This window comes from Idiomarina sp. Sol25, from assembly GCF_033052775.1.
Taxonomy (GTDB): domain Bacteria; phylum Pseudomonadota; class Gammaproteobacteria; order Enterobacterales; family Alteromonadaceae; genus Idiomarina.
Genome location: NZ_JAUPEW010000001.1, coordinates 177,915 through 201,938, shown reverse-complemented (window position 1 = coordinate 201,938; position 24,024 = coordinate 177,915). Strand labels below are relative to the sequence as shown.

Annotated in this window: 26 protein-coding genes; 3 read left to right on the top strand and 23 right to left on the bottom strand. The window is 45.5% G+C overall.

The window, feature by feature from the left end; all coding sequences use genetic code 11:
• Positions 1-64 precede the first annotated feature (64 nt).
• The gene (gene smpB, locus Q5L94_RS00935) at positions 65-544 is read left to right on the top strand and encodes an SsrA-binding protein SmpB (protein WP_034820895.1); all 480 of its coding nucleotides are present in this window, start codon (positions 65-67) and stop codon (positions 542-544) included.
• Here the strand turns inward: smpB and Q5L94_RS00930 are convergent.
• The 13 genes from Q5L94_RS00930 to queE all read right to left on the bottom strand — a co-directional run bounded on the left by Q5L94_RS00930 (position 486) and on the right by queE (position 10,181).
• Entirely contained in the window at positions 486-998 is a 513-nt protein-coding gene (locus Q5L94_RS00930; protein ID WP_317496629.1) for a hypothetical protein, read from the bottom strand. The two genes, smpB and Q5L94_RS00930, sit on opposite strands and share 59 nt — an antisense overlap.
• Entirely contained in the window at positions 952-1,344 is a 393-nt protein-coding gene (locus Q5L94_RS00925; protein WP_317496628.1) for a DUF192 domain-containing protein, read from the bottom strand. The genes Q5L94_RS00930 and Q5L94_RS00925 overlap by 47 nt, the downstream gene beginning before the upstream one ends.
• The gene (locus Q5L94_RS00920; protein WP_317496627.1) at positions 1,341-2,129 is read right to left on the bottom strand and encodes a type II secretion system F family protein; all 789 of its coding nucleotides are present in this window, start codon (positions 2,127-2,129) and stop codon (positions 1,341-1,343) included. Before Q5L94_RS00920 ends, Q5L94_RS00925 begins: the two co-directional genes overlap by 4 nt.
• Positions 2,126-2,977 (bottom strand): type II secretion system F family protein, encoded by an 852-nt coding sequence (locus Q5L94_RS00915; RefSeq protein WP_317496626.1) that lies wholly within the window; start codon positions 2,975-2,977, stop codon positions 2,126-2,128. Before Q5L94_RS00915 ends, Q5L94_RS00920 begins: the two co-directional genes overlap by 4 nt.
• Complete coding sequence (locus Q5L94_RS00910) at positions 2,959-4,182, bottom strand: CpaF family protein (RefSeq protein ID WP_317496625.1); 1,224 nt, start codon at positions 4,180-4,182, stop codon at positions 2,959-2,961. Before Q5L94_RS00910 ends, Q5L94_RS00915 begins: the two co-directional genes overlap by 19 nt.
• Positions 4,179-5,393, bottom strand: a complete 1,215-nt coding sequence (locus tag Q5L94_RS00905; RefSeq protein WP_317496624.1) for a type II and III secretion system protein family protein — start codon at positions 5,391-5,393, stop codon at positions 4,179-4,181. Before Q5L94_RS00905 ends, Q5L94_RS00910 begins: the two co-directional genes overlap by 4 nt.
• Entirely contained in the window at positions 5,378-6,085 is a 708-nt protein-coding gene (locus Q5L94_RS00900) for a Flp pilus assembly protein CpaB (RefSeq protein ID WP_317496623.1), read from the bottom strand. The genes Q5L94_RS00905 and Q5L94_RS00900 overlap by 16 nt, the downstream gene beginning before the upstream one ends.
• 184 nt (positions 6,086-6,269) lie before the next feature.
• Positions 6,270-6,776: a hypothetical protein gene (locus tag Q5L94_RS00895; protein WP_317496622.1), complete on the bottom strand. Its 507-nt coding sequence runs from the start codon at positions 6,774-6,776 to the stop codon at positions 6,270-6,272.
• Between the two features lie 110 nt (positions 6,777-6,886).
• A complete protein-coding gene (locus tag Q5L94_RS00890) occupies positions 6,887-7,387 on the bottom strand; it encodes a hypothetical protein (protein ID WP_317496621.1) in 501 nt (166 codons plus the stop codon).
• A 2-nt stretch (positions 7,388-7,389) separates the two neighbouring features.
• Entirely contained in the window at positions 7,390-7,929 is a 540-nt protein-coding gene (locus Q5L94_RS00885) for a hypothetical protein (RefSeq protein ID WP_317496620.1), read from the bottom strand.
• Positions 7,916-9,139: a Tad domain-containing protein gene (locus tag Q5L94_RS00880; RefSeq protein WP_317496619.1), complete on the bottom strand. Its 1,224-nt coding sequence runs from the start codon at positions 9,137-9,139 to the stop codon at positions 7,916-7,918. Before Q5L94_RS00880 ends, Q5L94_RS00885 begins: the two co-directional genes overlap by 14 nt.
• Positions 9,136-9,414: a Flp family type IVb pilin gene (locus Q5L94_RS00875; RefSeq protein WP_011234161.1), complete on the bottom strand. Its 279-nt coding sequence runs from the start codon at positions 9,412-9,414 to the stop codon at positions 9,136-9,138. The genes Q5L94_RS00880 and Q5L94_RS00875 overlap by 4 nt, the downstream gene beginning before the upstream one ends.
• 95 nt (positions 9,415-9,509) lie before the next feature.
• Positions 9,510-10,181 (bottom strand): 7-carboxy-7-deazaguanine synthase QueE, encoded by a 672-nt coding sequence (gene queE, locus Q5L94_RS00870; RefSeq protein WP_411161928.1) that lies wholly within the window; start codon positions 10,179-10,181, stop codon positions 9,510-9,512.
• 62 nt (positions 10,182-10,243) lie between these two features.
• Between queE and queC the strand changes: the two genes are divergently transcribed.
• Positions 10,244-10,900, top strand: a complete 657-nt coding sequence (queC, locus tag Q5L94_RS00865) for a 7-cyano-7-deazaguanine synthase QueC (protein ID WP_317496617.1) — start codon at positions 10,244-10,246, stop codon at positions 10,898-10,900.
• 14 nt (positions 10,901-10,914) lie between these two features.
• On the opposite strand, the gene nagZ is transcribed toward queC, so the two are convergent.
• Positions 10,915-11,907, bottom strand: coding sequence for a beta-N-acetylhexosaminidase (gene nagZ / locus Q5L94_RS00860; RefSeq protein WP_317496616.1), 993 nt, complete (start codon positions 11,905-11,907; stop codon positions 10,915-10,917).
• 130 nt (positions 11,908-12,037) lie between these two features.
• Here nagZ and Q5L94_RS00855 point away from each other — a divergent pair, with 130 nt between their 5' ends.
• Positions 12,038-13,390 (top strand): S41 family peptidase, encoded by a 1,353-nt coding sequence (locus tag Q5L94_RS00855; RefSeq protein WP_317496615.1) that lies wholly within the window; start codon positions 12,038-12,040, stop codon positions 13,388-13,390.
• 31 nt (positions 13,391-13,421) lie between these two features.
• On the opposite strand, the gene Q5L94_RS00850 is transcribed toward Q5L94_RS00855, so the two are convergent.
• The 9 genes from Q5L94_RS00850 to prfA form a co-directional block, all read right to left on the bottom strand.
• A complete protein-coding gene (locus Q5L94_RS00850; protein ID WP_317496614.1) occupies positions 13,422-15,761 on the bottom strand; it encodes an acyl-CoA dehydrogenase in 2,340 nt (779 codons plus the stop codon).
• 63 nt (positions 15,762-15,824) lie between these two features.
• Positions 15,825-16,451 (bottom strand): TetR/AcrR family transcriptional regulator, encoded by a 627-nt coding sequence (locus Q5L94_RS00845; protein ID WP_011234169.1) that lies wholly within the window; start codon positions 16,449-16,451, stop codon positions 15,825-15,827.
• 116 nt (positions 16,452-16,567) lie between these two features.
• Positions 16,568-18,055, bottom strand: coding sequence for a TrkH family potassium uptake protein (locus tag Q5L94_RS00840; protein WP_317496613.1), 1,488 nt, complete (start codon positions 18,053-18,055; stop codon positions 16,568-16,570).
• 10 nt (positions 18,056-18,065) lie between these two features.
• The gene (gene kdsA / locus Q5L94_RS00835; protein WP_411161927.1) at positions 18,066-18,908 is read right to left on the bottom strand and encodes a 3-deoxy-8-phosphooctulonate synthase; all 843 of its coding nucleotides are present in this window, start codon (positions 18,906-18,908) and stop codon (positions 18,066-18,068) included.
• 15 nt (positions 18,909-18,923) lie between these two features.
• Positions 18,924-20,195, bottom strand: a complete 1,272-nt coding sequence (locus Q5L94_RS00830) for a DUF819 domain-containing protein (protein ID WP_317496611.1) — start codon at positions 20,193-20,195, stop codon at positions 18,924-18,926.
• 15 nt (positions 20,196-20,210) lie between these two features.
• Complete coding sequence (locus Q5L94_RS00825) at positions 20,211-20,585, bottom strand: SirB2 family protein (RefSeq protein ID WP_317496610.1); 375 nt, start codon at positions 20,583-20,585, stop codon at positions 20,211-20,213.
• Between the two features lie 24 nt (positions 20,586-20,609).
• Entirely contained in the window at positions 20,610-22,082 is a 1,473-nt protein-coding gene (locus Q5L94_RS00820) for a DUF3369 domain-containing protein (protein WP_317496609.1), read from the bottom strand.
• Positions 22,082-22,930, bottom strand: coding sequence for a peptide chain release factor N(5)-glutamine methyltransferase (prmC, locus tag Q5L94_RS00815; RefSeq protein WP_317496608.1), 849 nt, complete (start codon positions 22,928-22,930; stop codon positions 22,082-22,084). The genes Q5L94_RS00820 and prmC overlap by 1 nt, the downstream gene beginning before the upstream one ends.
• Entirely contained in the window at positions 22,927-24,021 is a 1,095-nt protein-coding gene (gene prfA, locus Q5L94_RS00810) for a peptide chain release factor 1 (protein ID WP_411161920.1), read from the bottom strand. The genes prmC and prfA overlap by 4 nt, the downstream gene beginning before the upstream one ends.
• Between the last annotated feature and the right edge of the window lie 3 nt (positions 24,022-24,024).

Here is a 24,024-nt window from a genome sequence, read left to right as displayed (position 1 = left end):
CCAGAAACGCTTTGAAGCCCTTAAAGCAATTTTCTTTTCAGTGCGCATAGGTATAATGGCTGTCATGAGTAAAAAGAAACCACAACAATCATCCAATACCATCGCTCGTAATAAAAAAGCGCGGCATGAATACTTCCTTGAAGACAAGTTCGAGGCGGGTGTCAGTTTGCAGGGCTGGGAAATTAAGAGCATACGGGCTGGCAAGGTCAACATAAGCGACAGCTACGTCATTATAAAAAATGGCGAGGCTTACCTTTTGGGTGCCGAAATTCAGCCACTTAACCAAGCCTCAAGCCACGTTTACTGCGAGCCCGACCGCAGCCGTAAACTGCTACTGAAGCGCCGCGAGCTGGATAAGCTTATTGGCGCCTCAGAGCGTGAGGGCTATTCCATAGTTGCCACAACCATGTACTGGAAAGGCCCATGGGCAAAACTGGAAATATTTTTAGCCCAGGGTAAAAAGTCACACGACAAACGCGACACCATTAAAGAGCGCGACTGGCAACGCCAGAAAGCTCGGATAATGAAGCATTCGGTGCGTTAATTGGAACTTCAGGTGCGTCATTCAGGCGTGCCTGTTGAAGTTTCAATAGTTGATTGAGTAGCCTTTCAAGCTCTCCGTCAAATGTATCCAGCTCAACCCGAGCATCCATAAGAATGTTGGTGGTCTGACGTAAGTTGAGTAATGCCAGGTTAAACCACACATTCCGGTCAGAGGAATTAAATTTCAGGGATCGCCCGTAAGCTGATTCACTAGCTTCAAAACGATACTGTCTAAAGTAAATATTACCGAGCAGAGCCCAACTTTTATCCGTTCCTAACCCCTTACGATGTAACCATTGCAAGTGCTGTTCTGCTGATAAAAGATCCCCATCCTTATACCAGTTAATGGCGCTTTCCAGACTCTGTTCCCTAACTTGCCTCTCTTCTACTGTCGCACTGCAGCCTTGATTAGTTAAGCTCAATAGCAATACAGCAATCAAAATGCTTGTTTTCATTTAGCTCTCCATGCTTATTAATAAACTTTAGTTTGTTCCCAACCCATTTTTCTAAAGGCCAAAAGTTTCCAGCAGCCATTTCAATTAATCCGTGAGCCCCTTTAAAACGGGCCATTTCGTTGGGACAAATGAATCGGCGAATCTCTATAATGTTGTTTCCTTTGTCAAAGGCTACAACATCAATTGGCTCTTTCATTCCCCAGGTGTGTATTGATTTACAAAAAGGGAACCAAAAAGCCATCTCTGTCGTTGGTTGCTGCTCGCCCAGCATGCCAATCAACCTTTGATGAAACTTTTTCATGGCTTTTACTTTGGGCCATAATATAATTTCTTTCTCATTTGTCATCCAAACCCTCCTTGGCTTATTTGAACAATTACTGGCCCCAGAATAACCAGAAAATTTACCGGGAAAAAACAGGTTACAAGTGGAAAAAGAAGCTTTACTGGCGCTTCTTGCGCTCTCTTCTCCGCTGAGTTAAGTAAATCCTGTCTTAATTGATTAGCATAAAACCTTAACGACTTGGTTAGGCTAGTTCCTTGCTGATATCCTTTTATTAGCATCGAAGTCCACTCATGGAGCTGCTTTGCGTCATACCTTTCATTCAGTTCATCCATTGACTGAGCAAAACTTGTCCCTCGCCTTAGCCGACTGAGCATCGATGTGATCTCCCGCGCCAGCAGAAGATCGCTGCACGACGCAGATACCTTTTCTAAAGCGGAAATTAACGGAATACCTGAAGCAATCATCATAGAAATTAGATCACAAAAATCAGGAAGTTGGCGAACTATCGCTTTGTTATTTTTTAGAACTAACTGTCTTCTCTTATTTATGATCATTAGTAATAAGAGAATATAAGCAAGGCTTAAAAGCCAAAATCCAGAAAGCAGAGAGATAGAGACTGACACACATGCCATAAAAACCCAGAAACAAAATGATCGACCGGCTCCTTTTAGGAAATCTACTTCCAGGTAACGAACAGTCCATCTTTTGACATTTTCCGGTAAAACGGACCAAATTTTTGATACTGCATAATCAAGCTTTTGCCCAAGCCCCAGTATTTGCCAGACAGGGGGGACTAAAAGCGAAAAGCTAAGAGTAGCGAGAAATATTAAGGCAGCAACTATAATCATTTTTCATCTTCCGGATGCATAATTCGCTTAACCATCCACCCACCAATAACCATTAATATAAGAGCCACTATAAGCATAAAAATACCAACGCGTGACTCAGTAAAAAGTGCTGTATGTTCTGGTTTCATCCAACTTAAAAGAAAATACAATCCAACTGGCATCATAACGAGAATTTTAGCCTGCATCCTGGCTTGTGAAGTCAGCGTTATCTGCCGCTCTTTTATGTGCTGCTGTTGTTGGAGATTATCAGCCAATCTTAGAAATAAATCCGATTGTTGCCCTCCACTTTTCAAACCTAAAACTAAAGATTGAACCACCAGTTTAATGGAGAAAACAGGAACTCTCCGCTGCCAGTCTTCCAAGCAATCAGTTAATGGCTTACCCACTTTTTCCTGCCTCAACAGCTCGTCCACCTCTTGCCCTAAGGGAGGTAGTAACGTTCCTTTTAAATTCTTCAATGCTGATCCGACACTTGTACCACTTCTTAACTGGTTACTGAGGCCAATCAACATACCGGGCAACTGCTTTTCAACTTTTATGTAACGTTGCTTTTTAAAATGGTGATAAACAAATGGCGGAGCCAATAGAGTCATAACAAACGTCGCTACTGCCCAGGTTCTATTAACATAAAACCATACGATTAAGGGCGATAAAAGCGTGACTACCAAATAACTTCTGACCAAAATTGTTACCGGCATTCTCAAGAAAAACTCTTCTAAAGAGCGTACTGTTGATAGCGTCAATTTCTCTTCAAGTTGCTGATATCGTTTTGGTGTTAAATGCGAAAAGATCCATAGCCAGCAAAGTCCGCTGCAAACGATTAAGAACGCTAAAACGAAGATGAACATAACCCATCTCCCATAATCGATTCCCAGACCTCCTGGCGAATGTCGTCCCCTTGTTCGTCAGCAAACTTACATAACGTCTTATTACTTATTAATGACTGAGTCGTATTGCGCCTTTCAAATAGTGGTGACAGCTGTAAAACATTATCGTCTATACCCATAACTTCACTGATACTAAGCACGGATCTTCTGCCATCAGAAAGACGCGCTATCTGAACCACAATATTAACGGCACTGGCTATTTGTTGCCGCAACGCAGAAATAGGAAGCTCTATTCCACCCATCAAGACCATAATTTCCAAACGTCTTAAAGCATCGCGAGCACTGTTCGCATGAACCGTGCTCAGAGATCCCGCGTGACCAGTGTTCATAGCCTGTAACATGTCTAAAGCTTCCGACCCACGGCACTCGCCTACAATAAGTCGATCGGGACGCATTCTCAGCGCATTAATAACGAGCTCGCGAATATTTATAGCGCCGGTCCCTTCTTGATTTTTGGGTCTGGCCTCAAGACTTATCAAATTATTGTGATCTAACCGCAGTTCAGCCGCGTCTTCGATACTTATAATTCTTTCATCTTCAGGAATTGCCTGAGACAGAATATTTAATAAGGTTGTTTTTCCCGTTCCAGTCCCGCCAGAAACAATAATATTTTGGCGACAACGAACAGCAAGCCTTAAGAATTCAGCAGCTTGCTCCGTTAATGAGCCACTATCTACCAAGTCCTTGGTCGTTAAAGATTTCTTAATGAACTTTCGAATAGTGAGACACGATCCTTTGGTCGCTAAAGGTCCTAAAACAGCGTTTACGCGAGAACCGTCCGGTAAACGAGCATCGACCATAGGCGAAGCATCATCAACGTGACGACCTAAAGGCAGAACAATCTTATCGATAGTCCGCCGCAGAGAAAATTCGTTACTGAATTGTTCATCCGCTTTTTGCAACTTACCTGAGCGTTCAACATAGATCTGATCATAGCTATTAACCATAATTTCAGTTACTGAGTCATCTTCTAAAAGGCGCTCAATAGGGCCCAGACCAATCACTTCAGCCACTACATCTGCTATGTCTTTTCCGGACTCACCTGTAGTTTCCTTTAAATAGGATTCAGCATAGCGTCTCAACTCACATTCACTCATAGACTCAAAACGCGGATCTCTGGTATCTAAATGCTCTTTAAGGCTGTTGATTAAATTTACTGATGTCATCGAAATGTCTCCCTTAGCTGTAAAATGGAGTCTTTCTGATACCAGTCGTGTTTTTGCGCTAATCGTTTTTGCTTATCATTCAATCGCTCTTTAGCCGTATCCATACGCTCAGCGGTAACCATAATAATTAATTCCGTGGTTTGCTCTCTGTTCTGCTGACTTCTGAAGGCATTTCCCATAATCGGCAATGAATCTAAGCCCGGTATCTCGTCATCCTGAGCTGACTCATCTGTACTTAAAAGACCAGACAAAACCAGCGTGTCTCCGTCATTTGAAAGAAACACCGATTCCGTACGACGACTAAGTATGCCGGGGACACCTGAAACAGAAACAGCAGGATCAATATTGCTTAATTCGGCGTGGAGCTGCGTTTTAATTCTGTTGTCATCTAAAACGACCGGCTGAATAACAAGCCTTATGCCGTATTCGCGGAAAGTAACGTCCTGCATACCCTGCGCGACAACTTGAGGAATAGGCAGTTCCCCTCCCGCAAGAAACGTCGCCTTCTCACCGCTTTGGGTAGATAAAACAGGATTTGCCAATAGTTTGGCTAGACCGCGTCGCTGCATAAGCATCAGTTGGGAATTAATTTCGGCGTCCCACTCGAACAAACCAGATAAAGAGCTCGAAAATGTAGGGCCGCTCGTTGTCCCTTGCCATCTAATTCCAAGATCTTCGAGATACTGGCGCTTGGTTTCCAGAATATTGACTCTCAAGGTCAACATCGGCGGCTCTTCCTGAAAAGATTCAGTTAAATTTAAAATCTCTTCATGATTCTCGGAAATTTTCTCGAGCTCTTCGTAATTTCTTTTGGATACCTTGCCCGTTAAAACTGTAATTCCGGACTTTTCTGTTTTGTTAAGAGTCTGTTCTGCTTCAGATATAGCGTCTAAACGCCCCTCCAGGGAGAGCTCCAGGATCGCTGTTACAATAACCTTTAACTCTTTTAATACCTCTTCGGATTTTAGCCAGATATCAGCTTTGCCAACTCCCACCCCTCTTAAAATTGCACGGCTATTATCGAGCACATGAACATCTACAACAGTCTCGTCACTGATAAGTATATCGCTTCCTGGCTCTATACTGATAATTCGAGTCTCACCTTCTTCAAGATAGTAGGAGCTATGATTAACCTCGGCCCGAGCATTAAGGACGACGAACAATAACAGAGCCACGACTAAGTAATGTTTGAACTTTACTGAACCTTCCATGGTTGCACCTTGCTTTGTTTAGAATCTTGATGCCAAATACTTACTTGATCCAAATGGCGGCTTCTCGCCCAGACCAACATTGGACTTCCAATAGCTTTCGTAAATGCCGCTACCTTCTCAGGCTCCACCAACAATGTCAGCGAATATGAACCATATCCCTCCTGCAATCCGTGGATATCGAAAACTTCAATTTTTTCAAAAGAAAGGTACTCTCGTGAACTTTCGAAAGAATCCCCGGCAAATACAATATCAACCTGATCTCCGACTTTCAGCAGCGCATTATGGTGGCCTAAATTATCCGTAGTGACCGTGATAGCGTAATAACCATTAGGCAGAACTTCCGACAAACCACTGTTCTGATTATTCGATAAAATTCGTTCAGAAACGGGTTCACCAGATTTAACAGAATTTCTTAGTTTCCTACCGATAACTAAACTAGCCGAGCTCTCCAGGTACCAATGCTCATTGATAAGTTCGTGCGGATATTTTCGAACCAGCAAGTCGCTTACTTCAAGAATATCTCCGGCATTAAGGTCTTTGGAAAAAACAACAACGCTACCAGCACTTCCTGAGGCCTCTTGAAGTCGTCGGGAAGTTTCTTTCTGTAGATATTGATGAATTAAAAAAACAGTCACCATCGAAATTATTGAACTAAAAATGACGGCAAAAATCCATTTCGCCTTTTTTGTCATGAGCCTCCTCCTGGTATTAGTACTAAATAGCGCCAAATAAAATAATAAAAATCTTTCGCGTTACGACCCGTCTCAATTAAATAATCAATCAGTGAAAATTGCTCTTCAAAAATAAGTAAAGTGGTCATTATTAAGAGAGAGATCAATAACCACTCTGTCGATGCCTGACCACTTTGTTTTCTTCTCATAAGACATAAACCAAAATTACATACTCACCTTGCTCGGAGAACATTAGGCGCCCCATATCTTCTTTAAAGATCCAAAAGTCATGAGGTTTCTCAATCGATTGAAAAGAATCTATTTTTTGGCTGTAAGTAAATTTTAATACTTTTTTTATATCTTTGAATTTGAATGTCGATAAATAAACCCAGACCTCTTTTCCATTTTTCTGGCTTTTTGAAATGGCATGAAAAGGCCCGTCAAGCTTAGGCTTTTCCATATGCGGAAGAATTATTTTACTTAAAATCCATGAACCATCATTTCCTTTGAAGAAAGTCCAGTTGTCTTCTCCAATTGGACAAATCCAAAAATCTCCATGAGGAGCAGGACAGTAGGAATAGAAATCTTCAATAACGCTCCAGTCTGGAACATTAGGACTTTGTAAAAAATAAGCAGTAGCCGTCGCATTCTGAGAAATTGGTATTTCAGACCATTCCCATTTATCAAACCCTGCAGGAATATCAGAAATCATATTTATATACCTCAATTAAAGCTTCAACCATGACTTATTACCGCTGTACTCGCGTGCATGTTAGCTAAGTCTGTTTCGTTGTTCGTATCGAAACATGACTAAAATCTTCCTCATAAAAAATGAGCCAGAATCACATACTCACCTTGCTCAGAAAAAATTACGCGCCCCATATTCTCTTTTAATATCCAAACATCATTTTCCTTCTCAATAGATTGAAAAGAATCAACTTTTTGACTGTAATAGGACATCATTGCGGTTTGTAAATGTTTAAGCGGATATCTAGCCAAATAAATCCATATTTTCTCTCCATTTCTCTCATGTTCTGAAATGGGAGTAATAGGCCCCCTTAAAGACTCTTCATGTGCTGGAGACTTGGTCAGTGGCATTAGTATCCACTGTCCGTTTTCTACCTCAAACAACGTCCAGTCGGTATCTTCTATTGGACAAAGCCAAAAGATTATTTCCCCTCCGGGACAATATGGATAAAATTGGCTCAACTTTTTCCAGTCAGGAGTTTCTGGCTTTCTCAAAAAAAGAGCATCAATATTGATGGATGAGCTAATCGGTTGCTCAGCCCAGCTCCAGTCATCTAAAACTACGGGTAAATCCATAACTATTCCTTTTTTTGAAGTACTTCCTCTGGCACGACATCCGGAGATATCGTACCGAAAACTAAATAATCGGAACTAAGCTCTTTAGCCAAAAAAATTGAGCCAAGCCCATCTTGGATTAATTCTTTTATTTCTCCTGAGAGTAAGTTATTTACAACTAAAGACGCAGGCCTAGTCGATAGCTCCTCGCTGCTTTTTACCTGCCAACTATCGGTTAACCTAGTCATTGGATAAAAAGGTTTTTTATCCAATTTCTTCAACTCTCTTAAGTTTTTTCCCTGGAGCTTTACGGGGAGAAGCTTATTTAGAGGGATAAATAGCTTTTCTGTATGTTTATTTAGCCGATACTCTCCCGATAATTTAGCTCGATCAACATCCATAACCCTGCTCCAAATAATTTTACGAGCCTCAATAAGGTTAACGGTACTGTTGTTAACCGAAGGTATAAGAACTTGATACAACGACAAATAAATAGCTAGCAAAATACCAATTGATAACATAACCTCAACAGTAGCTTGACCTTTATATTTAAAGCGCGTCACGACCTAAAATTCCTGTTTTATCTTTATAAGATATTGAAGTTAGCTGAGGCTCCCAGAGCGCATTAAACAAGTTATCCGTTTCATAAAGCTCATCTTTTCTAGAGAAGATTTTGTCTGGACGACTAAAATGCGTTTTTGCTTTAGCATATGCAACTTGGTTACTGCCCCCCACTTTTATTATCACCGTATCCATGCTCATCTTTAAAAAGTTGTTTAGCCGCATATAGCTAAACTTTTGCGGATTCGAATGAAACGACTCCATCTGCGCTAATCCTAGTCGGGACGACATTGAGTTACTTTGAAACGCGCCCCCATAACCGGAACGATGATAACGTTTTTGTTTCTGTGCTTTAGCGCCCCAACCTAATGGCAATTGCTCCCTATAACTTCCAAAAAACCATTTTCGTCCGTGAAGAGAAACTGAATCCAGCGCATGCCAGTCCCAGCCTCCGTTTCTGTTTCTTGATAATTCTGTTCCACCGCGCTTTACTATTTTATGAGTGAATATGTCTATCCAGTTATATCCTCTAGATTTACTGAAGGGATCCAGACTTTTCAGTGTCAACTCTTCTAGTTCTTTTGATTCTCTTTCGTTACTGGTTTTACGGACTTCTGTTTTGCGCCACCAAAGAGTTGGGAATGGCACGACACCACCTCCCTGATACGCTTCCCAACTTAGCTCTCCAGAATGCTTAGAAACGATATCTTGAATAAGAAGTGGTAGCTCCATGACGAAACTTGCATCTAAAAGCCTCTGTGCCGCTGATATTCCTTGTATCACAGCCGATTGGAAACGGATTAAGACACGCGCCAATTGCTGATAACCTTCTTCGACTCGGTCGAGAATGGTGGATAACACTCTGGTTATTTGCCCCAAATAAGGAATGAATGAGGTCACTCCCTCTAAATTATCCGCGGTGCGATCCAACATAGACATATAGCTCGCTAGACCAACCCACTGAGCTATTGCTACCTGGTTTCCAATAAGCGCACGGTTTGTCAAAGCCAAGAAATTCATTTGCCGGGACATAGCGACAGCTGCGCTATAAGCCGCGTTATCAGCAACACTTTGCAAGTACCACTGGCGCCTGGCGTGCTTCCCCATATCGGTCACAGCGAAAAGCAACATCGAAACGAGTAACAAAACCCCGACCATTAAAATCAGGGTTTGTCCTTTTATTCGCGTGTTGGATTTTTCCAAAGCAATCATTTCTTCTTGCCTTGCTCAGTGGCCTCGTCATAATTTCCGAGGTTTACTTCAGTATTGGCCACAGTTCCGGCGCGTCTTGAAGACTGCCGAGCTCTGTTTAATTGTTGCGTAGATGATTGACCTGTCATTTCTTGAGCAAGTCCAGCCACCTGGTTACGTATGGACTTACCAAAAAGTGAATAGACTCCGATTGCAGCAACGGCAATCAAAGCGACAATAATGATGTACTCCGTCATTCCCTGACCACGAGAACGCCGAGCTAAATGCGTATTCATAATTCCCTCCTGGCAATAATCAACACCACAATTGGCGTTGAAGTCAGGAAGTATAGAACGAGTTTTAGAGGATCAGATCAGAAGTAGCAAATGTCTTACTCAATATTAAGATATTTATGCATCTGCACGGAAAGGCGCCAGTTGCGCGCTATGCAGGTTTTCATGGCAAGCTCTGTGGCGCGTGGGCGCTGGCTTATGGGTTGCAGACAAATAATGGCATCTGCTTTGGGCGGGCAGCGTTCTAGTAAGGAATCTAACGCGTCTATGTGCTTTTGCATGGCTATGGGGTGCTTTATTTCATTAGCGCGTGCCATGCAGTCGGGGCGCACTAAATAACCACCGGGCATATCCAGCTTGGGCGATACTGTTACCCAGGTATTGTCGGTTACTTTTAGCTCAAAGGTACCGCTGGTTTCTATTTGCAGCTGGTAGCCTTTGGCTTCTAAAGCTTCGCCAAGCGGCAGTAAGTCAAACATAGCGGGTTCACCGCCGGTTATTACCACGTGTTTGGCGGAGTAACCTTCTTGTTCAAAGCGCGCAATAACGTCCTCGTCGGTCATTTCTGACCATTTTGACGAGGCTTCGGTTTTTGCCATTAATGCGTCTATGCTTACCTGGTCGCTGGGGTTGGTTTCCCATGTGTGCTGAGTATCGCACCAGGGGCAGCCCACAGGACAACCCTGCAAACGCAGAAAAATAGATGGCACGCCGGTAAAGGTGCCCTCGCCTTGCAAGGTTTCAAAAATTTCGTTGATGCGGTAAGACATAGCTTCCGTTAAAATGGCTTTGGTTAACATGAGTGAATGCGGATTATACGGGGAGTTACAGCATGTCGCAAAAGGTCGTTGTTATTTATTCAGGCGGAATGGACTCTTTTACCGTTTTGCACAAAGCCCTGGCCGAGGGAAAAGAGGTACTGGCTCTGTCGTTTAACTACGGACAACGCCATGTCAAAGAACTAGAAGTTGCGGCTAACGTCTGTAAACAGCATGGAATACCCCACAAAGTGGTGGATATTACCGCTATTAACTCGCTACTGTCGGGTAGCTCGCTAACCGACGACATAGACATTCCTGAAGGCCACTACGAAGAAGAGTCGATGAAATCCACTGTGGTACCTAACCGCAATATGATTTTACTGTCACTGGCCATTGGTTACGCGGTGTCTGAAGAGGCCTCTGCGGTGTATTACGGTGCGCATTCGGGTGACCACGCTATTTACCCGGACTGTCGCCCTGAGTTTGTACGCCAAATGGATGTAGTGAGTAAAATGGCGAACTACGAGCCGGTAGCGGTGCACGCGCCTTATTTAGACGTGGACAAAAACGCGATTTTAGCCGACGGCATTAAAATGGGGCTGGACTACAGCCAAACCTGGACTTGCTACAACGGCCGCGACAAAGCCTGTGGTAAATGCGGTGCCTGCCAGGAACGTTTAGAGGCCTTCGCCGCCAACGGCATTGAAGACCCTATTGCATACGAATAAAAGCTACAAATAACCTACAGCCAGCGCTGGGCTTGTTCCCAGCGCTCGGTGCGTTTTAACTCTTCGAGCGACACCGCCGACGATGACATCAGCATTCGGTTCACGCGCTGCGCACTTTCCGGCTCAGTGGCGGGTAAGTTAGCGTCCAGTACTTGTACCGCTCCGGCTCTGTCATTACACACCAGAATCATGTCGCAGCCAGCCTTTAGCGCCGCCACAGCGCGCTGCTGCATGTCACCAGCAACGGTTGCGCCCTGCATAGACAAGTCGTCACTAAAAATAGTGCCATTAAACTGCAGTTCGCTGCGCAGTATTTGCTGTAGCCAGAACTCGCTGAAACCGGCGGGTTGTGGGTCTATTTGCGGGTAAATAACGTGAGCCGGCATTATGCCGTCCAATTTCTGGCTTAATGACAAAAACGGCTTTAAATCGTGCGCGCGAATTTGCTCTAAGGTACGGTCGTCTTCCGGAATGGCAATGTGAGAATCTGCCTGAACGGAACCGTGTCCGGGAAAATGCTTACCCGTACAAGCCATACCGGCTTCATGCATGCCTTCCATAAAGGAAGACGCCACCTTAGAAATCTCCGAAGGCACCGCAGAAAATGCACGGTCACCAATAACGTCACTGCAGTCGGCTACGTCCAATACCGGGGCAAAACTGATATCTATGCCCACAGCCTGAACCTCTGCAGCCATTAACCAGCCTAAGTCACGCGCGGCGCGCTGGCGTTCGTCTTCATCTTCAATTTTTTGCAGCGAGCCCATAGATGGAATGGCGCTAAAGCCTTGACGGAAGCGTTGCACCCGCCCGCCTTCGTGGTCAACTGCAATAAGCAACGGCTTAGCCGCGGCGGCTCGAGCCTCACGTATTAACTCCTGCAGTTGTTCCAGCGAGGCAAAATTCCGTGTAAACAGAATGAGTCCGTTTACGGCCGGTGCCGCAAGAAGTTTTTTATCCTCCGCGGTCAGCTCTGTGCCCGCAATATCTATCATTAGTTGTGCCATAACAGCGGCTTTCTCGTTTGGTTTTCAATAGTCAGCAGTTTGCCATGAGTTCAGTAAAGACGCCATGTTCCTTGTTTATCTTTTCGTTCGCTGTGCTAAATTAACATTATTACAACAAAAGAGGCGCGATATGAAACTCGAAAAATCGCTTTTATGTATTGGTATCACTTTAGCACTGTCGGCCTGCGGCGGTTCAGACAGCGGCATCTCAGACAGCGGCAGCTCCGGTGGCTCTGCCGGTGGTGGTGACAATAATTACGCTTTTTGTTCCGCTGAATATCAAAATAAAAAATTTTTCGAGGACATGAAAGAGGATTACTTCTGGGCAAGCCAGCTACAGAACAGCTTAGACCCTGAGGCCTTTGACGACGTTTATGCGGTTCTTGAAGAATTACGCGTACCGGAGGATACCTACAGCTATATTCTTACAGAAGAGGAATACGATAGCTTGTTTGTCAGTGCCACTTATTTCGGGTTTGGTTTTTCTATGGAGCAAATTAGCGCCAGCCGGGTAAAAATTCGTTTTGTTTATGACGGTTCGCCTGCTGCCGCTGCAGGTATGGAGCGTGCTGACGAAATTCTGGCTATTGATGGCGTATCCGTTTCTGAATTATTGGCCAATGGAGAGTTCAACGAAGCCGTGGGGCCGAGTGAGCAAGGTCTGAGCCGTGAAATTACCTGGCAAAAGCCGGATGGAACCGAGCAGACCGAGTTGTTGAGCAAAGTTGAAGTAGAAACCAATACCGTTATGGGAGCTCAAACTTACGAGCAAAATGGTGACACGGTTGGTTACTTTGCACTGGACTCATTCATTAACCGCACTGGCGCAGATTTAAATACCGCATTTGACCAATTTGCCAGCGAAGGCATTAACCATTTAGTCATTGACGTGCGCTATAACGGCGGGGGCTTAATTCGTTATGCCAATCAAATTGCAACTCAGACTGCGGGCACGAATGTTGAGGGGAAAACCTTTTTGCAATACCGCTTTAACGAGCAGAACAGCGACCAGAACCAGACACTCCCTTTTAGTTTGGTCGATGGTGTCGAGCAACTTGATTTAGACCGGGTGTTTGTGTTGACCACCGGCAGCAGTTGTTCGTCTTCAGAAATCATTATTAACTCTTTAAAACCTCATATAGAGGTAGTCACGTTAGGCCAGCCAACTTGCGGTAAACCAGTTGGACAACAGCCCGCCGAGTTGTGCGATAAAGTCACTTTTGCCATTAACTTTGAAACTGTCAATTCAGAAGGTGAAGGGAAATACTACAATGGTCTGACACCAACCTGTTCGGTTGAAGACCAGTTGGTCGCTGACTGGGGAAGCCCAGAGGACCCATTAACGGCGGCAGCCAATACATACATTAGCACCGGCAGTTGCCCGGTAGACTCCGCCAGCGCAGAAATAAAAAAGAGCGCTCAGGCGCGCTCTTTTGTTAAACCTATTCACAACATGAAGGATAAGCGCGAGTCCCTGCAGTAAGGTTATATGCAGGAACCCGATGCAGCAGCGGTTAGTCTTTAACCGCTGCTTTTCTTATGTCACCTTTGGTGGTGTAAAACTGATTGTTTTCGATAATACCCGGCGCAAAGCTATCAACACCAATTGCGGTTAAGCGCAACTCTTCGGTTTCAGCCAGTTTAGTTGCCGTGTCTTTATCCACCAGGCCTTTTTCCAGAGCCGCATCAGCCAGCTCTTTACCATTAAGGTTTGATGAGATCTCACCGCGCTTTTGAGCCTTACGCAGGCTTTTGTAAACTGACTTCATTTCCAGCATCGAAATAAAGGCTTTTTCCATATGTCCGGTGGCATCACCAATACTGTCTTTCCAGTAACACAGGAAGGTATGACGGTCACGAGTAACGCCCGGCTCCATCATGCTGACACTGATGTCCTGTAAAATTTCATCAGACGGTTTTTTGAAATGATTGCCCAGTGGGAATATCAAAATACGCATTACCCACGCCATGAAGCGATTCGGGAAGTTATCAAAGAAACCGTAAAACGCATCGGCAATGCTGTATAAATGGTGCTTCAGCGCATAATGAACGTAAGGTAAATCAGCTACTTGACGGCCTTCGTCTTCAAAGCGCTTCAGTACTGCCGAACCCATATATAAATGACTTAAAATGTCACCTAAGCGGGCTGAAATCATTTCTTTACGTTTCAAATCGCCGCCCATCATCAGCATAGAAATATCTGATGCTAAAGCTAAACCACGACTCATACGACCCAGCTTACGATAATAATGCGCAGTTTCACCACTCACCGGAGACTCGCCAAAGCGTGCGCCGCTCAGACCCAGCCATAAGCTGCCAAAGACGTTACTGACGGCAAAACCGATATGTTTCATCAGCAGACCGTCGAACTCACGCATGCCCTCGTCTTCATTCGGGTTAGCCGCAGCTTTCATTTCTTTAAGTACGTAGGGGTGACAACGCGTTGCGCCCTGACCAAATATCATCAAGTTTCGGGTCAGAATATTTGCGCCCTCAACCGTAATAGACACTGGTGTCGCCATGTAGGCGTGGCCCAGATAATTATGCGGACCTAATTGAATGCCTTTACCGGCGTGAACATCCATTGCGTGCTCTAATACTTCACGACCCATTTCGGTCATGTGGTATTTGGTCATGGCGGTTACCACCGAAGGACTCTGCCCCTGACATAAAGCAGAAATGGTCAGACGACGCATAGATTCGAGTGTGTAGTTGGTTCCGCCAATTTTACCCATTGATGACTGAACACCTTCGAACATACCAATTGGCATGCCGAATTGCTGACGCACATAAGCGTAAGCGCCAGTCATACGCTGAGTTACGTGGCCTGATGCAGCAGCCAGTGCCGGCAATGAAATACCACGCCCTGCTGACAAACATTCAACCAGCATACGCCAGCCTTTACCGGCATAATCTGAACCACCAATAATCCATTTCAACGGAATAAAGACGTCTTTACCAAAGGTTGTACCGTTCAGAAACGCCTGGTTCAGAGGGAAATGACGATCGCCAATTTCAATACCTTTGTGCGATGTCGGGATTAACGCACAAGTAATACCAATTTCTTTTTTATCACCTAATAAGGCTTCCGGATCGTAGAGCTTAAATGCCAGACCCAGAACTGTTGCTGAAGGCGCTAAGGTAATGTAACGCTTCGACCAGTTAAGACGAATACCAACAACTTCTTCACCCTCGTGCTCGCCTTTACAAATAATACCTTCATCCGGAATTGAACCAGCATCGGAGCCAGCTTCTGGTCCGGTTAAGGCGAAACACGGAATGTCAGTGCCATCAGAAAGACGCGGCAACCAGTAGTCTTTTTGTTCTTTAGTACCATAATGCGTTAGTAGTTCGCCCGGCCCCAGAGAGTTCGGAACCATAACAGATACCGCAGCACTGATAGAACGACTGGCAATGCGCGAGACGATGTAGGAATTTGCCGCTGGGGTAAAATCAAGGCCGCCGTAATCTTTACCAATAATCATGGCGAAGAAGCGTTCTTTACGCAGATAATCCCAAACTTGTTTGGGCAAATCGCGATCCTGCTGAACAATTTTGAAATCGTCCAGCATATCCAGCAGCTTAGCCAGCTGGTTATCGACAAACGTCTGTTCCTCGGCGGTTAGCTTAGGTTCAGGTACATCCAGCAGTTTTTGCCAGTCCGGGCGTCCGCTGAACAGTTCTCCGTCCCACCAAACATCACCCGCCTCCATAGCCTCACGTTCTGTGTCAGACATGGGTGGCAAAATGCGTTTAAAAATTGCAAAAACAGGCTTAGTTACCAGGCTGCGACGAATATCTCCGACTGCAAACACCAGTACCACTAAAACCACTAACAGAATAAGAATTTCCATGGGTATCTCCAGTGCACCATCACAATGAAAGTGTAGTCAAATATCAAATTTACGACAGGTTTATTATGCTTCTTCCAGCCCGCCGGAAACAAATGGGATCAAATGATCGATAACGTCCTGCGCACCCACTTTTTGATTGAACTCAGCCTCCGCAATTTCAATCAGAGCTTGTCCCGATACTTGGGCAAAAACTGCCGCTCCCAAAATAAAGTGTAGACGCCAGAACATTTGTTGCTCATCCAAATGTGGATTTGCGCGCTTTAATAAAGCCATTAAATGCTGCAATACCTCACCAAACTCCTGCTGAGTGTATTTACGTAAATGGCCCTGAATTTCAGAGTAAGCAAAGCCCAGTAACCTCAAAAAGATATCGGGACCGTGTTTATTGACCTCGGTTAACTTTGCCAGAGGTATTTTAAAGCGCTTAAACAGCTCTTCTGTTTTTAGCTCGCTCTGCTGCTCTGCCAGTTTCAACTGTTCCTCCAAAACGGGCATGAAAACAACCAAGTAACGCGCCATTACGGCCTGAATAAGTGCTTTTTTTGAGCCAAAGTGATAGTTTACAGAAGCAAGGTTAACCCCTGCTTCCTGCGTAATTTGCCGTAATGAAGTCTGCTCAAACCCATCGCGGGAAAAGAGCATTTCTGCGGCATTAAGTATTTTCTTTTGAGTCGGAATTCGGGCTGCCATGAAATAAATAAACGCATGATTTAAACATGCGTTTAATTTAATTCATGTGGTTTCAGCGTGCAAGTGTTCGCTGAATTTATTTTTGGTGAGAGTGTAAACCTTAGTAGGCTACACTATTAGTGCCGCCAGTAATGACGGTGGAACAAAATAAGTACGGTCATAATTTCCAGCCGCCCTGCCAACATAGCAAAAATTAGCAACAACTTAGCACCAGCATCAAGGCTGGCGAAGTTACCAGCCGGGCCAATAATGTCACCTAATCCAGGTCCAACGTTACCTACTGCGGAAGCTGCACCAGATATTGCCGTCATAAAATCCAGTTCAAATAATGACAAACCTAATGCAATAACGGCTATCAGCAAAAAGTACATAAAGCAAAAAGCGACCATTGAACCAAGTAAAGAGTCATTTACCCGACGATCCTGATAGGTTTGGACGCTAACGAGGTTAGGGTGAATTAGTTGGCTGAACTGCTTTCTTAATAAAAGCTGCGACAACTGAAAACGAAAAATCTTCATACCGCCAGAAGTGGAGCCGGTACATCCCCCAATAAACATTAAGTAGAAGAACGCCATTAATGACCAGCTTCCCCAGTTTCCGTAATCTTCGGTTGCGTAGCCGGTTGTGGTCACTACCGAAACAACATTAAACGCGGTATGCATTAATGCGTCGCCAAGTTCCCGCCCTTTAACTATCTGAACCAAGGTAATCAATGCAATAACAATGAAAAGGAAGGTAACAAAAGCGCGTACTTGGCTATCCTTCCAAAGTGGCCCAAAGTCACCTTTTAAAAAGCGAATGTAGAGCACAAAAGGCAAAGCGCCTGCGACCATAAAAAGCGTGCCGGTTATGACCAAAAAGGGTGTATCAGAGAAATGCCCAAAAGACGCATCGTAGTTCGAGAAGCCGGCTGTCGCTATGGTGGTCATGCCGTGAACGAAGGCATCAAAACTGCCCATGCCGCCAATCAAGTACAAACTAATAACGGCAACCGTCAGAATGAGGTAGACCCGCCCTATTGCCAAAACCATATGGCTGGAACGCGGCATAAATTTCCCCGACATGTCCGAGGATTCAGCCTGGAACAACCGCATGCCGCCAACTTGCAAAAACGGCAAAATGGCCATAGCCATAACGATAATTCCAATTCCGCCCAACCATTGCAGCATAGCGCGCCACAACAAAACACTTGCGGGTAAATCGTCCAGCCCGGATATAACTGTCGCTCCGGTAGTGGTAATGGCTGACATGGCTTCAAACCAGGCACTGGAGAAGTCCAGATAAGGGCGTGCAAAAATAAATGGCAAAGTTGCAAATAAGCTGGCCGAAACCCAGCACAAGGAGGTTAACAGGAAAACCTGTCTTGCCCGCAGCTTGGCATCACCCGCTGGCTGCAGGAACAAAACCAAACCAAAAACCAAACCTAAGCTGGACAGCGTCAGATAGGTCCACTGCTCTTTTTCACCATTGACCACCGCCATAACAAAAGGCGCGAGCAAGGCGATAGAAAGCAAGGCGATGAGGCCGCCAATGGCTTTCAGCAATAACTTAACAGCCTGACGTTTATCAAGCGGAGTCTGACGCAATGACTGGCTGGCTTGCATTGACATCGTTCTAGTTAGACGTGTCTAAAGGAGCAAATGATTTTACCAAATCATCAATCGCTTTCATCTGCTGAAGGTAGGGTTCCAGAGCATGCAGAGGCAACGCACAGGGACCATCACATTTCGCTTCATCGGGGTTCGGGTGTGCTTCAATAAACAATCCTGCAATACCCAGCGACATACCAGAACGAGCCAGCTGTGCTGCTTGCGCGCGGCGTCCGTCAGCGGAGTCGGTTCGGCCACCAGGACGCTGCAAAGCGTGAGTTGCGTCAAAAATCACCGGCGCCATAGGCTTCATTTCGTCCATGCCGAGCATATCAACAATAAGATTGTTATAGCCAAAGCTTGAGCCGCGCTCACACAGCATCAGTTTTTCATTACCAGCCTCGGCAAACTTTTTAATGATGTGCTTCATTTCCTGTGGTGCAAGAAACTGTGGCTTTTTAATATTCACCATAGACCCGGTTTCAGCCAGTGCTACCACCAGGTCAGTCTGACGGGCAAGAAACGCCGGTAACTGCAATACGTCAACCACTTCAGCGACCGGAGCGGCCTGATGCGGTTCGTGTACATCGGTAATTAAAGGCACATTAAACTGCTGTTTCACTTCTTCAAAAATGCGTAACCCTTCTTCCAGACCGGGGCCGCGAAAAGAGTGAATAGATGACCGGTTGGCTTTATCAAACGACGCCTTAAACACGTAAGGTATGCCAAGTTTACTGGTTACCTCAACGTAATGCTCGGCAACTCGCAACGCTAAATCACGAGATTCCAGCACGTTCATTCCGCCAAATAAAACAAAGGGTTTATCATTTGCTATTTGAATGTCACCAAGCTGTAACTCTTTAATCATCATAAACTCCCGCGGTTAACTACCGACAACTCGTAGAATCTGTCCGGCGAAATACGCCATATAGGTTCCAAGCGCATAACCCATTACCGCTAATAATACACCAACCGGCGCCAATGACGGATGAAAAGCTGAAGCGACAACCGGTGCCGACGCTGCGCCCCCCACATTAGCCTGACTGCCCACCGCCATATAAAACACAGGAGCACGAAGCAGTTTGGCCACAAGTAACATAAGCCCGGCGTGGATCAACATCCAGATAGCACCAATTAAGAAGTACTTAGGCGCCTCGACAATTTTAGTCACGTCCATATGTAAGCCGATGCTGGCAACCAATATGTAAACAAAGACCGAACCTATTTTAGACGCCCCCGCAGCTTCCAAAGAACGAGCCCGGGTAAAGGAAAGCGCAATACCGCCAGCAGTGGCTAACACAATGACCCAGAAAAACAAACTGTCGAGACTGAATTTACTTAATGCAGGATAGTTCGTTGCTATTCCCGGTGCTATCCAGTCGGCCAGAAAATGCGCTATCCCGGCCACACCAAAGCCAATAGCCAGAATTAGCATTAAATCACGTAAGCTTGGGTTTCTGACATGCTCCGCTTCATACTGCTCCACTTTACGACGAATGTTATCGATAGCGGATGTGTCAGCGCCGGTGCGGGCATCAATTTTCTTGGCATTTGCGGCCATATAAAGCAGTACAGCCATCCATAAGTTGGCAACAATAATGTCGACAGTCACCATAGCTGAGAAAATATCACCGCCAACTTCGTAAACTTCTTTCATGGCAGCTTGGTTTGCGCCACCGCCAATCCAGCTTCCGGCAATGGTTGTCATGCCACGCCAAACTGCATCGGGGCCAGCGCCACCAAGCATTTCAGGGAATATAGCAGACACCAGTAACAAGGCTATAGGGCCGCCAATGACAATACCGAAAGTACCGGTTAAAAATAGAATAAGAGCCTTTGACCCGAGACCCACTACGGCTTTTAAATCCAGACTTAAGGTAAGCAAGACCATACAGGCAGGTAACAGGTAATCCATTGCTATATCTGTTACGGCGGTTTGATTGCCATCGACAATACCAAAGGTATTCAGCAAAGACGGTATGAAATAGCAAAGCAATAAAGCCGGAACAAAGCGATAGAATTTTTTGAAAACAGGATGCTCGCTGCTATTGGTGTAAAATACAAAGCCAAGAATGGCCAGCAATAAACCAATTACAACCCCATCGTTAGTGATTAAGGCATTCGTTTCCGAAACAACAGACTCAGGCGCTAACATAGGTACTCCCTTAACTTAACCGGCAATAAGTGCTTGTTTGGACACGGCCACATGAAACAGGAAGGCTATCCAGCCACAAGCACCAATAAAACCAAGCCAGCGCGCACCCGCTGTTTTTCCTTTCATAGCTAAGACACCAAAGCCAATATAAGCAATAACACCTATGACTTTATCGGTTAACCATGGAACCTGAATTGGGTACATGCTTAACGTCACCATGATACCCACAGCACTGAGTAACAATAAGGTATCGTTAATGTGAGGGACTATCTTCAGCCACTTCTTTTTTAATAAAGGAGAGTCAAGAAGCAAAAGCACAAAACGGAATAAAAAAAGGCTGATCGAAATCAGCACAAATAATACATGCAGGTGTTTAAAAGCAGTGTACACAGTAACCTCTTATTTTTAATTTAATTAAATGGTTCTCAGCTCAGGCAGGGATTTTATAACAACATCAAGAAACTTAGGTGAATAATAGCGGCCCCGCTCGTCTTTCAGGCGCACAGCAATATCGCTGTCACTAATGCCACTTTCCCACCAATCCAGCAACTGCTCGGTCAACAGAAGAACCTGAGTACTTATCGCAATATCCGAGCCTTGTTTACCTTCGGGCAAACCCAGACCGTCCCAGCGTTCCAGTCTCTCAATAAGTGCTCTGTGCGCACTTTGTGTTGCTTCGTGCTCACCGTGACCCAGCGCTCGTAATGAGCGGGCAACTCGTTGCTGACACGTAGTTTCTACCGCTGCAGCCGCATCCGAAGCGCAGTTAAGCAACGGTCGCGCCTGCGCGAATAAAGACCAGGCCAAAGCCGTTGTCTCTGCGTCTTCTGCCGCAACTTTTTGAGCTACAGCGTAGGCCAGCCGGACTTCGCTATTTTGCTCCAGAATGCCGTTAAAGTGGCTGGCATGGTGCAGCATAAGTTGGTCAGCTAAACGCGCCAGAAACTTATCGGAATCTTCCAGACAGACCACGTTATCTTGCGCCAGCTGTACGTTTTCAGAAAATAGTTGAAGCACATGGTGATCATCGGCCGTAAGTGCTCTGGATAAGCCGCCGATAAACAAAACAGAACCGTGCGACCGGCAATGACTGCGGCAATATAACAGCACAAAGTCGTCACCATAATACGAGCCATGATTTGCGATAACATGCTCTAGCTCGGCTAAGGCTTTTGACGGAATAACCGAACGTAACGTCTGACCAACACACACTCCAGAGTCCTCTCCGTGAGCGGCTAGCACTTTATAGGACGAGCCGTCTTCGTTAGAGGTAGCATACAAGGTTTGTTTGGCACCGCCGATGACCCAGCTCAACTGCTGCACTAAACCATCAACAAAACTGTTCATTGGTTGCAGAGCATAAAGGTTAGCCGAAGCAGCGATGATTTTTTCAAGCCCGTGACGACTTTGATCAATGGACATGATATCGCGGTACGAGCGCAGCGATGACATTACTGCAGTAAAAAGCTTCTGTGCAGTAAGTTCAGTTTTGGATTTGTAGTCGTTGATGTCGTAGTTAACAATAACCGTGCGTTCAGGTGCCTGACCCGGCTGCCCTGTTCGCAAAATAATACGGGTAAAATGGTTGTCAGCTTCTTCACGAATATAACGAGCTACCTGCAGTCCGGCATCATCGGTTTCCATAACAACATCCAGCAGTAATATGGCTGCATCAGGATGCTCATCAATTAACTGCTTTGCCTCTTCACCAGAAAAAGCACTGTAAAACTTTAAGCCACGACCTAAAAAATTAAAGTCGTTGAGTGCCAGTTTGGTTACCGCATGCACCTCTGGTTCATCATCGACAATCAGAATTTTCCAGTATTCTGTCGGTAATTTTGTGGTTTGCTGGCTGCCTTCGTCAGCAAACATAAACTGATTGCTCATTATTCGTCTCTCCCCGCCCTGGCTTTTGTCCCGCCGGTAACTCGTTCTACCCTAGCATAATCCTGCCAGCGGTTAACCTTTTTGTAACCACTTTTAAACAGTAGCTCTGCAACGCTATCAGCCTGTTGCCATCCCTGCTCAAGTAGTAACCACCCCTGGTCTGCTAAATGGTTGTTGGCTTCTTTTATAATAGTCTCTATATCGGCTAAACCGTTATTTTCCGCAATTAACGCCGTCTGGGGCTCAAATCTGACATCTCCCATACTCAAGTGCGGATCGCCTGCGTCAATGTAGGGAGGGTTCGATAGAATCAAGTCAAATTTAAGAGACTTTGGCACAGATTGAAACCAGTTACTGCACAAAATATCAACATTTAAACCTAAAGCTTGACTATTTCGGCGTGCCAGTTCCACCGCATCGCGGCTTTTATCACACGCCCAAACTTGCCAGCCGGGACGTTCAGACTTCAAAGCCAGCGCAACAGCACCTGTACCCGTGCCTAAATCCAGTACGCGCGCCTGTTCGGGAAGCTCCAGGCTAAGTGCCGTTTCAACCAGCGTTTCAGTATCGGGACGGGGAATTAACGTGCTGTCGTTTACCTCAAGCATCAATGACCAAAACTCGCGGCGACCAGTGATATGAGCCACGGGCTTGCCTTTCTGCCGGGCTAAAATACATTCCTCATAATGGCGGTGCTGCTCTTCCGTCAGCAGCTTTTCCGGCCAGGTCATAAGGTACGTTTTTTCTTTATCCAGCACAAAGCAAAGTAAGGCAGAAACATCCGCAGCAGCGTCTTCAGTCTGCTTTAACTGCTCCCGCCCCCAGTTTATGGCTTGCTCCAGCGTCATTGCTGTCCTTCAGACAGAGCCGCCAGTTGATCCGCCTGATGCTCAGTAATAATGGCATCCAGTATCAAATCGATATCGCCGGTAAGTACTTCATCTAACCGATACAGCGTCAGGTTAATACGGTGGTCTGTTACCCGGCTTTGCGGGTAATTATAAGTGCGAATACGCTCTGAACGATCACCACTTCCTACCAGGTTACGACGGGTACTGTCTTCTTCTGCCTGACGTTTTTCATCTTCCAGACGTTGTATTCTTGCCTGTAAAACCGACATGGCTTTAGCCCGGTTTTTATGCTGCGAACGTTCTTCCTGACATTCAACCACCACACCGGTTGGTATGTGGGTAAGACGAATAGCAGAATCGGTTCGGTTAACGTGCTGACCACCAGCACCGGAGGCGCGATAAGTATCGACACGTAAGTCGGTCGGATTAATTTCAACGGCCTCGGCTTCTGGAATTTCCGGTAACACAGCAACAGTACAAGCTGAAGTATGAATACGCCCTTGCGATTCAGTTTCCGGAACACGTTGTACGCGGTGCCCACCAGACTCAAACTTCATGCGTCCGTAAACACCGTCACCACTCATGTGAGCAATGATTTCTTTATAGCCACCATGCTCACCTTCACTGGCACTGACTATATTGACCTTCCATCCATTTTTTTCAGCGTAGCGGCTGTACATACGAAACAAGTCACCAGCGAATATCGAAGCCTCATCACCGCCAGCTCCGGCACGAATCTCCAAATAGCATGAACGATCGTCGTTAGGGTCTTTAGGTAGCAACAGAAGTTGTAAGCGGTTCTCCAGCTCTTCTTCGGCTTTTTTCGCCTCTTTTAGCTCTTCTTCCGCCATTTCACGCATGTCAGCGTCATCATCTTCAGCCATATCTTTTGCGGCTGTCTGATCCTCCTGATTCTGGCGGTACTCTTCAAAGCAACCAACCACCTCTTCCAATTGAGAGTACTCACGCGACAATGAGCGAAAACGGTTTTGATCACTGATCACATCGGGTTCACCCAATAAAGCCTGCACTTCCTGATAACGCTCAACTAATCCTTCTAGTTTACGTTCAATGGATGGATTCAACATGTT

What these genes read in the sequence shown, in the direction of transcription:
- smpB (WP_034820895.1), top strand. Translation starts at nt 65, where the DNA reads ATGAGTAAAAAGAAACCACAACAATCATCCAATACCATCGCTCGTAAT.
- Q5L94_RS00930 (WP_317496629.1), bottom strand. Translation starts at nt 998, where the DNA reads ATGAAAACAAGCATTTTGATTGCTGTATTGCTATTGAGCTTAACTAAT.
- Q5L94_RS00925 (WP_317496628.1), bottom strand. Translation starts at nt 1,344, where the DNA reads ATGACAAATGAGAAAGAAATTATATTATGGCCCAAAGTAAAAGCCATG.
- Q5L94_RS00920 (WP_317496627.1), bottom strand. Translation starts at nt 2,129, where the DNA reads ATGATTATAGTTGCTGCCTTAATATTTCTCGCTACTCTTAGCTTTTCG.
- Q5L94_RS00915 (WP_317496626.1), bottom strand. Translation starts at nt 2,977, where the DNA reads ATGTTCATCTTCGTTTTAGCGTTCTTAATCGTTTGCAGCGGACTTTGC.
- Q5L94_RS00910 (WP_317496625.1), bottom strand. Translation starts at nt 4,182, where the DNA reads ATGACATCAGTAAATTTAATCAACAGCCTTAAAGAGCATTTAGATACC.
- Q5L94_RS00905 (WP_317496624.1), bottom strand. Translation starts at nt 5,393, where the DNA reads ATGGAAGGTTCAGTAAAGTTCAAACATTACTTAGTCGTGGCTCTGTTA.
- Q5L94_RS00900 (WP_317496623.1), bottom strand. Translation starts at nt 6,085, where the DNA reads ATGACAAAAAAGGCGAAATGGATTTTTGCCGTCATTTTTAGTTCAATA.
- Q5L94_RS00895 (WP_317496622.1), bottom strand. Translation starts at nt 6,776, where the DNA reads ATGATTTCTGATATTCCTGCAGGGTTTGATAAATGGGAATGGTCTGAA.
- Q5L94_RS00890 (WP_317496621.1), bottom strand. Translation starts at nt 7,387, where the DNA reads ATGGATTTACCCGTAGTTTTAGATGACTGGAGCTGGGCTGAGCAACCG.
- Q5L94_RS00880 (WP_317496619.1), bottom strand. Translation starts at nt 9,139, where the DNA reads ATGATTGCTTTGGAAAAATCCAACACGCGAATAAAAGGACAAACCCTG.
- Q5L94_RS00875 (WP_011234161.1), bottom strand. Translation starts at nt 9,414, where the DNA reads ATGAATACGCATTTAGCTCGGCGTTCTCGTGGTCAGGGAATGACGGAG.
- queE (WP_411161928.1), bottom strand. Translation starts at nt 10,181, where the DNA reads ATGTCTTACCGCATCAACGAAATTTTTGAAACCTTGCAAGGCGAGGGC.
- queC (WP_317496617.1), top strand. Translation starts at nt 10,244, where the DNA reads ATGTCGCAAAAGGTCGTTGTTATTTATTCAGGCGGAATGGACTCTTTT.
- nagZ (WP_317496616.1), bottom strand. Translation starts at nt 11,907, where the DNA reads ATGGCACAACTAATGATAGATATTGCGGGCACAGAGCTGACCGCGGAG.
- Q5L94_RS00855 (WP_317496615.1), top strand. Translation starts at nt 12,038, where the DNA reads ATGAAACTCGAAAAATCGCTTTTATGTATTGGTATCACTTTAGCACTG.
- Q5L94_RS00850 (WP_317496614.1), bottom strand. Translation starts at nt 15,761, where the DNA reads ATGGAAATTCTTATTCTGTTAGTGGTTTTAGTGGTACTGGTGTTTGCA.
- Q5L94_RS00845 (WP_011234169.1), bottom strand. Translation starts at nt 16,451, where the DNA reads ATGGCAGCCCGAATTCCGACTCAAAAGAAAATACTTAATGCCGCAGAA.
- Q5L94_RS00840 (WP_317496613.1), bottom strand. Translation starts at nt 18,055, where the DNA reads ATGCAAGCCAGCCAGTCATTGCGTCAGACTCCGCTTGATAAACGTCAG.
- kdsA (WP_411161927.1), bottom strand. Translation starts at nt 18,908, where the DNA reads ATGATTAAAGAGTTACAGCTTGGTGACATTCAAATAGCAAATGATAAA.
- Q5L94_RS00830 (WP_317496611.1), bottom strand. Translation starts at nt 20,195, where the DNA reads ATGTTAGCGCCTGAGTCTGTTGTTTCGGAAACGAATGCCTTAATCACT.
- Q5L94_RS00820 (WP_317496609.1), bottom strand. Translation starts at nt 22,082, where the DNA reads ATGAGCAATCAGTTTATGTTTGCTGACGAAGGCAGCCAGCAAACCACA.
- prmC (WP_317496608.1), bottom strand. Translation starts at nt 22,930, where the DNA reads ATGACGCTGGAGCAAGCCATAAACTGGGGGCGGGAGCAGTTAAAGCAG.
- prfA (WP_411161920.1), bottom strand. Translation starts at nt 24,021, where the DNA reads ATGTTGAATCCATCCATTGAACGTAAACTAGAAGGATTAGTTGAGCGT.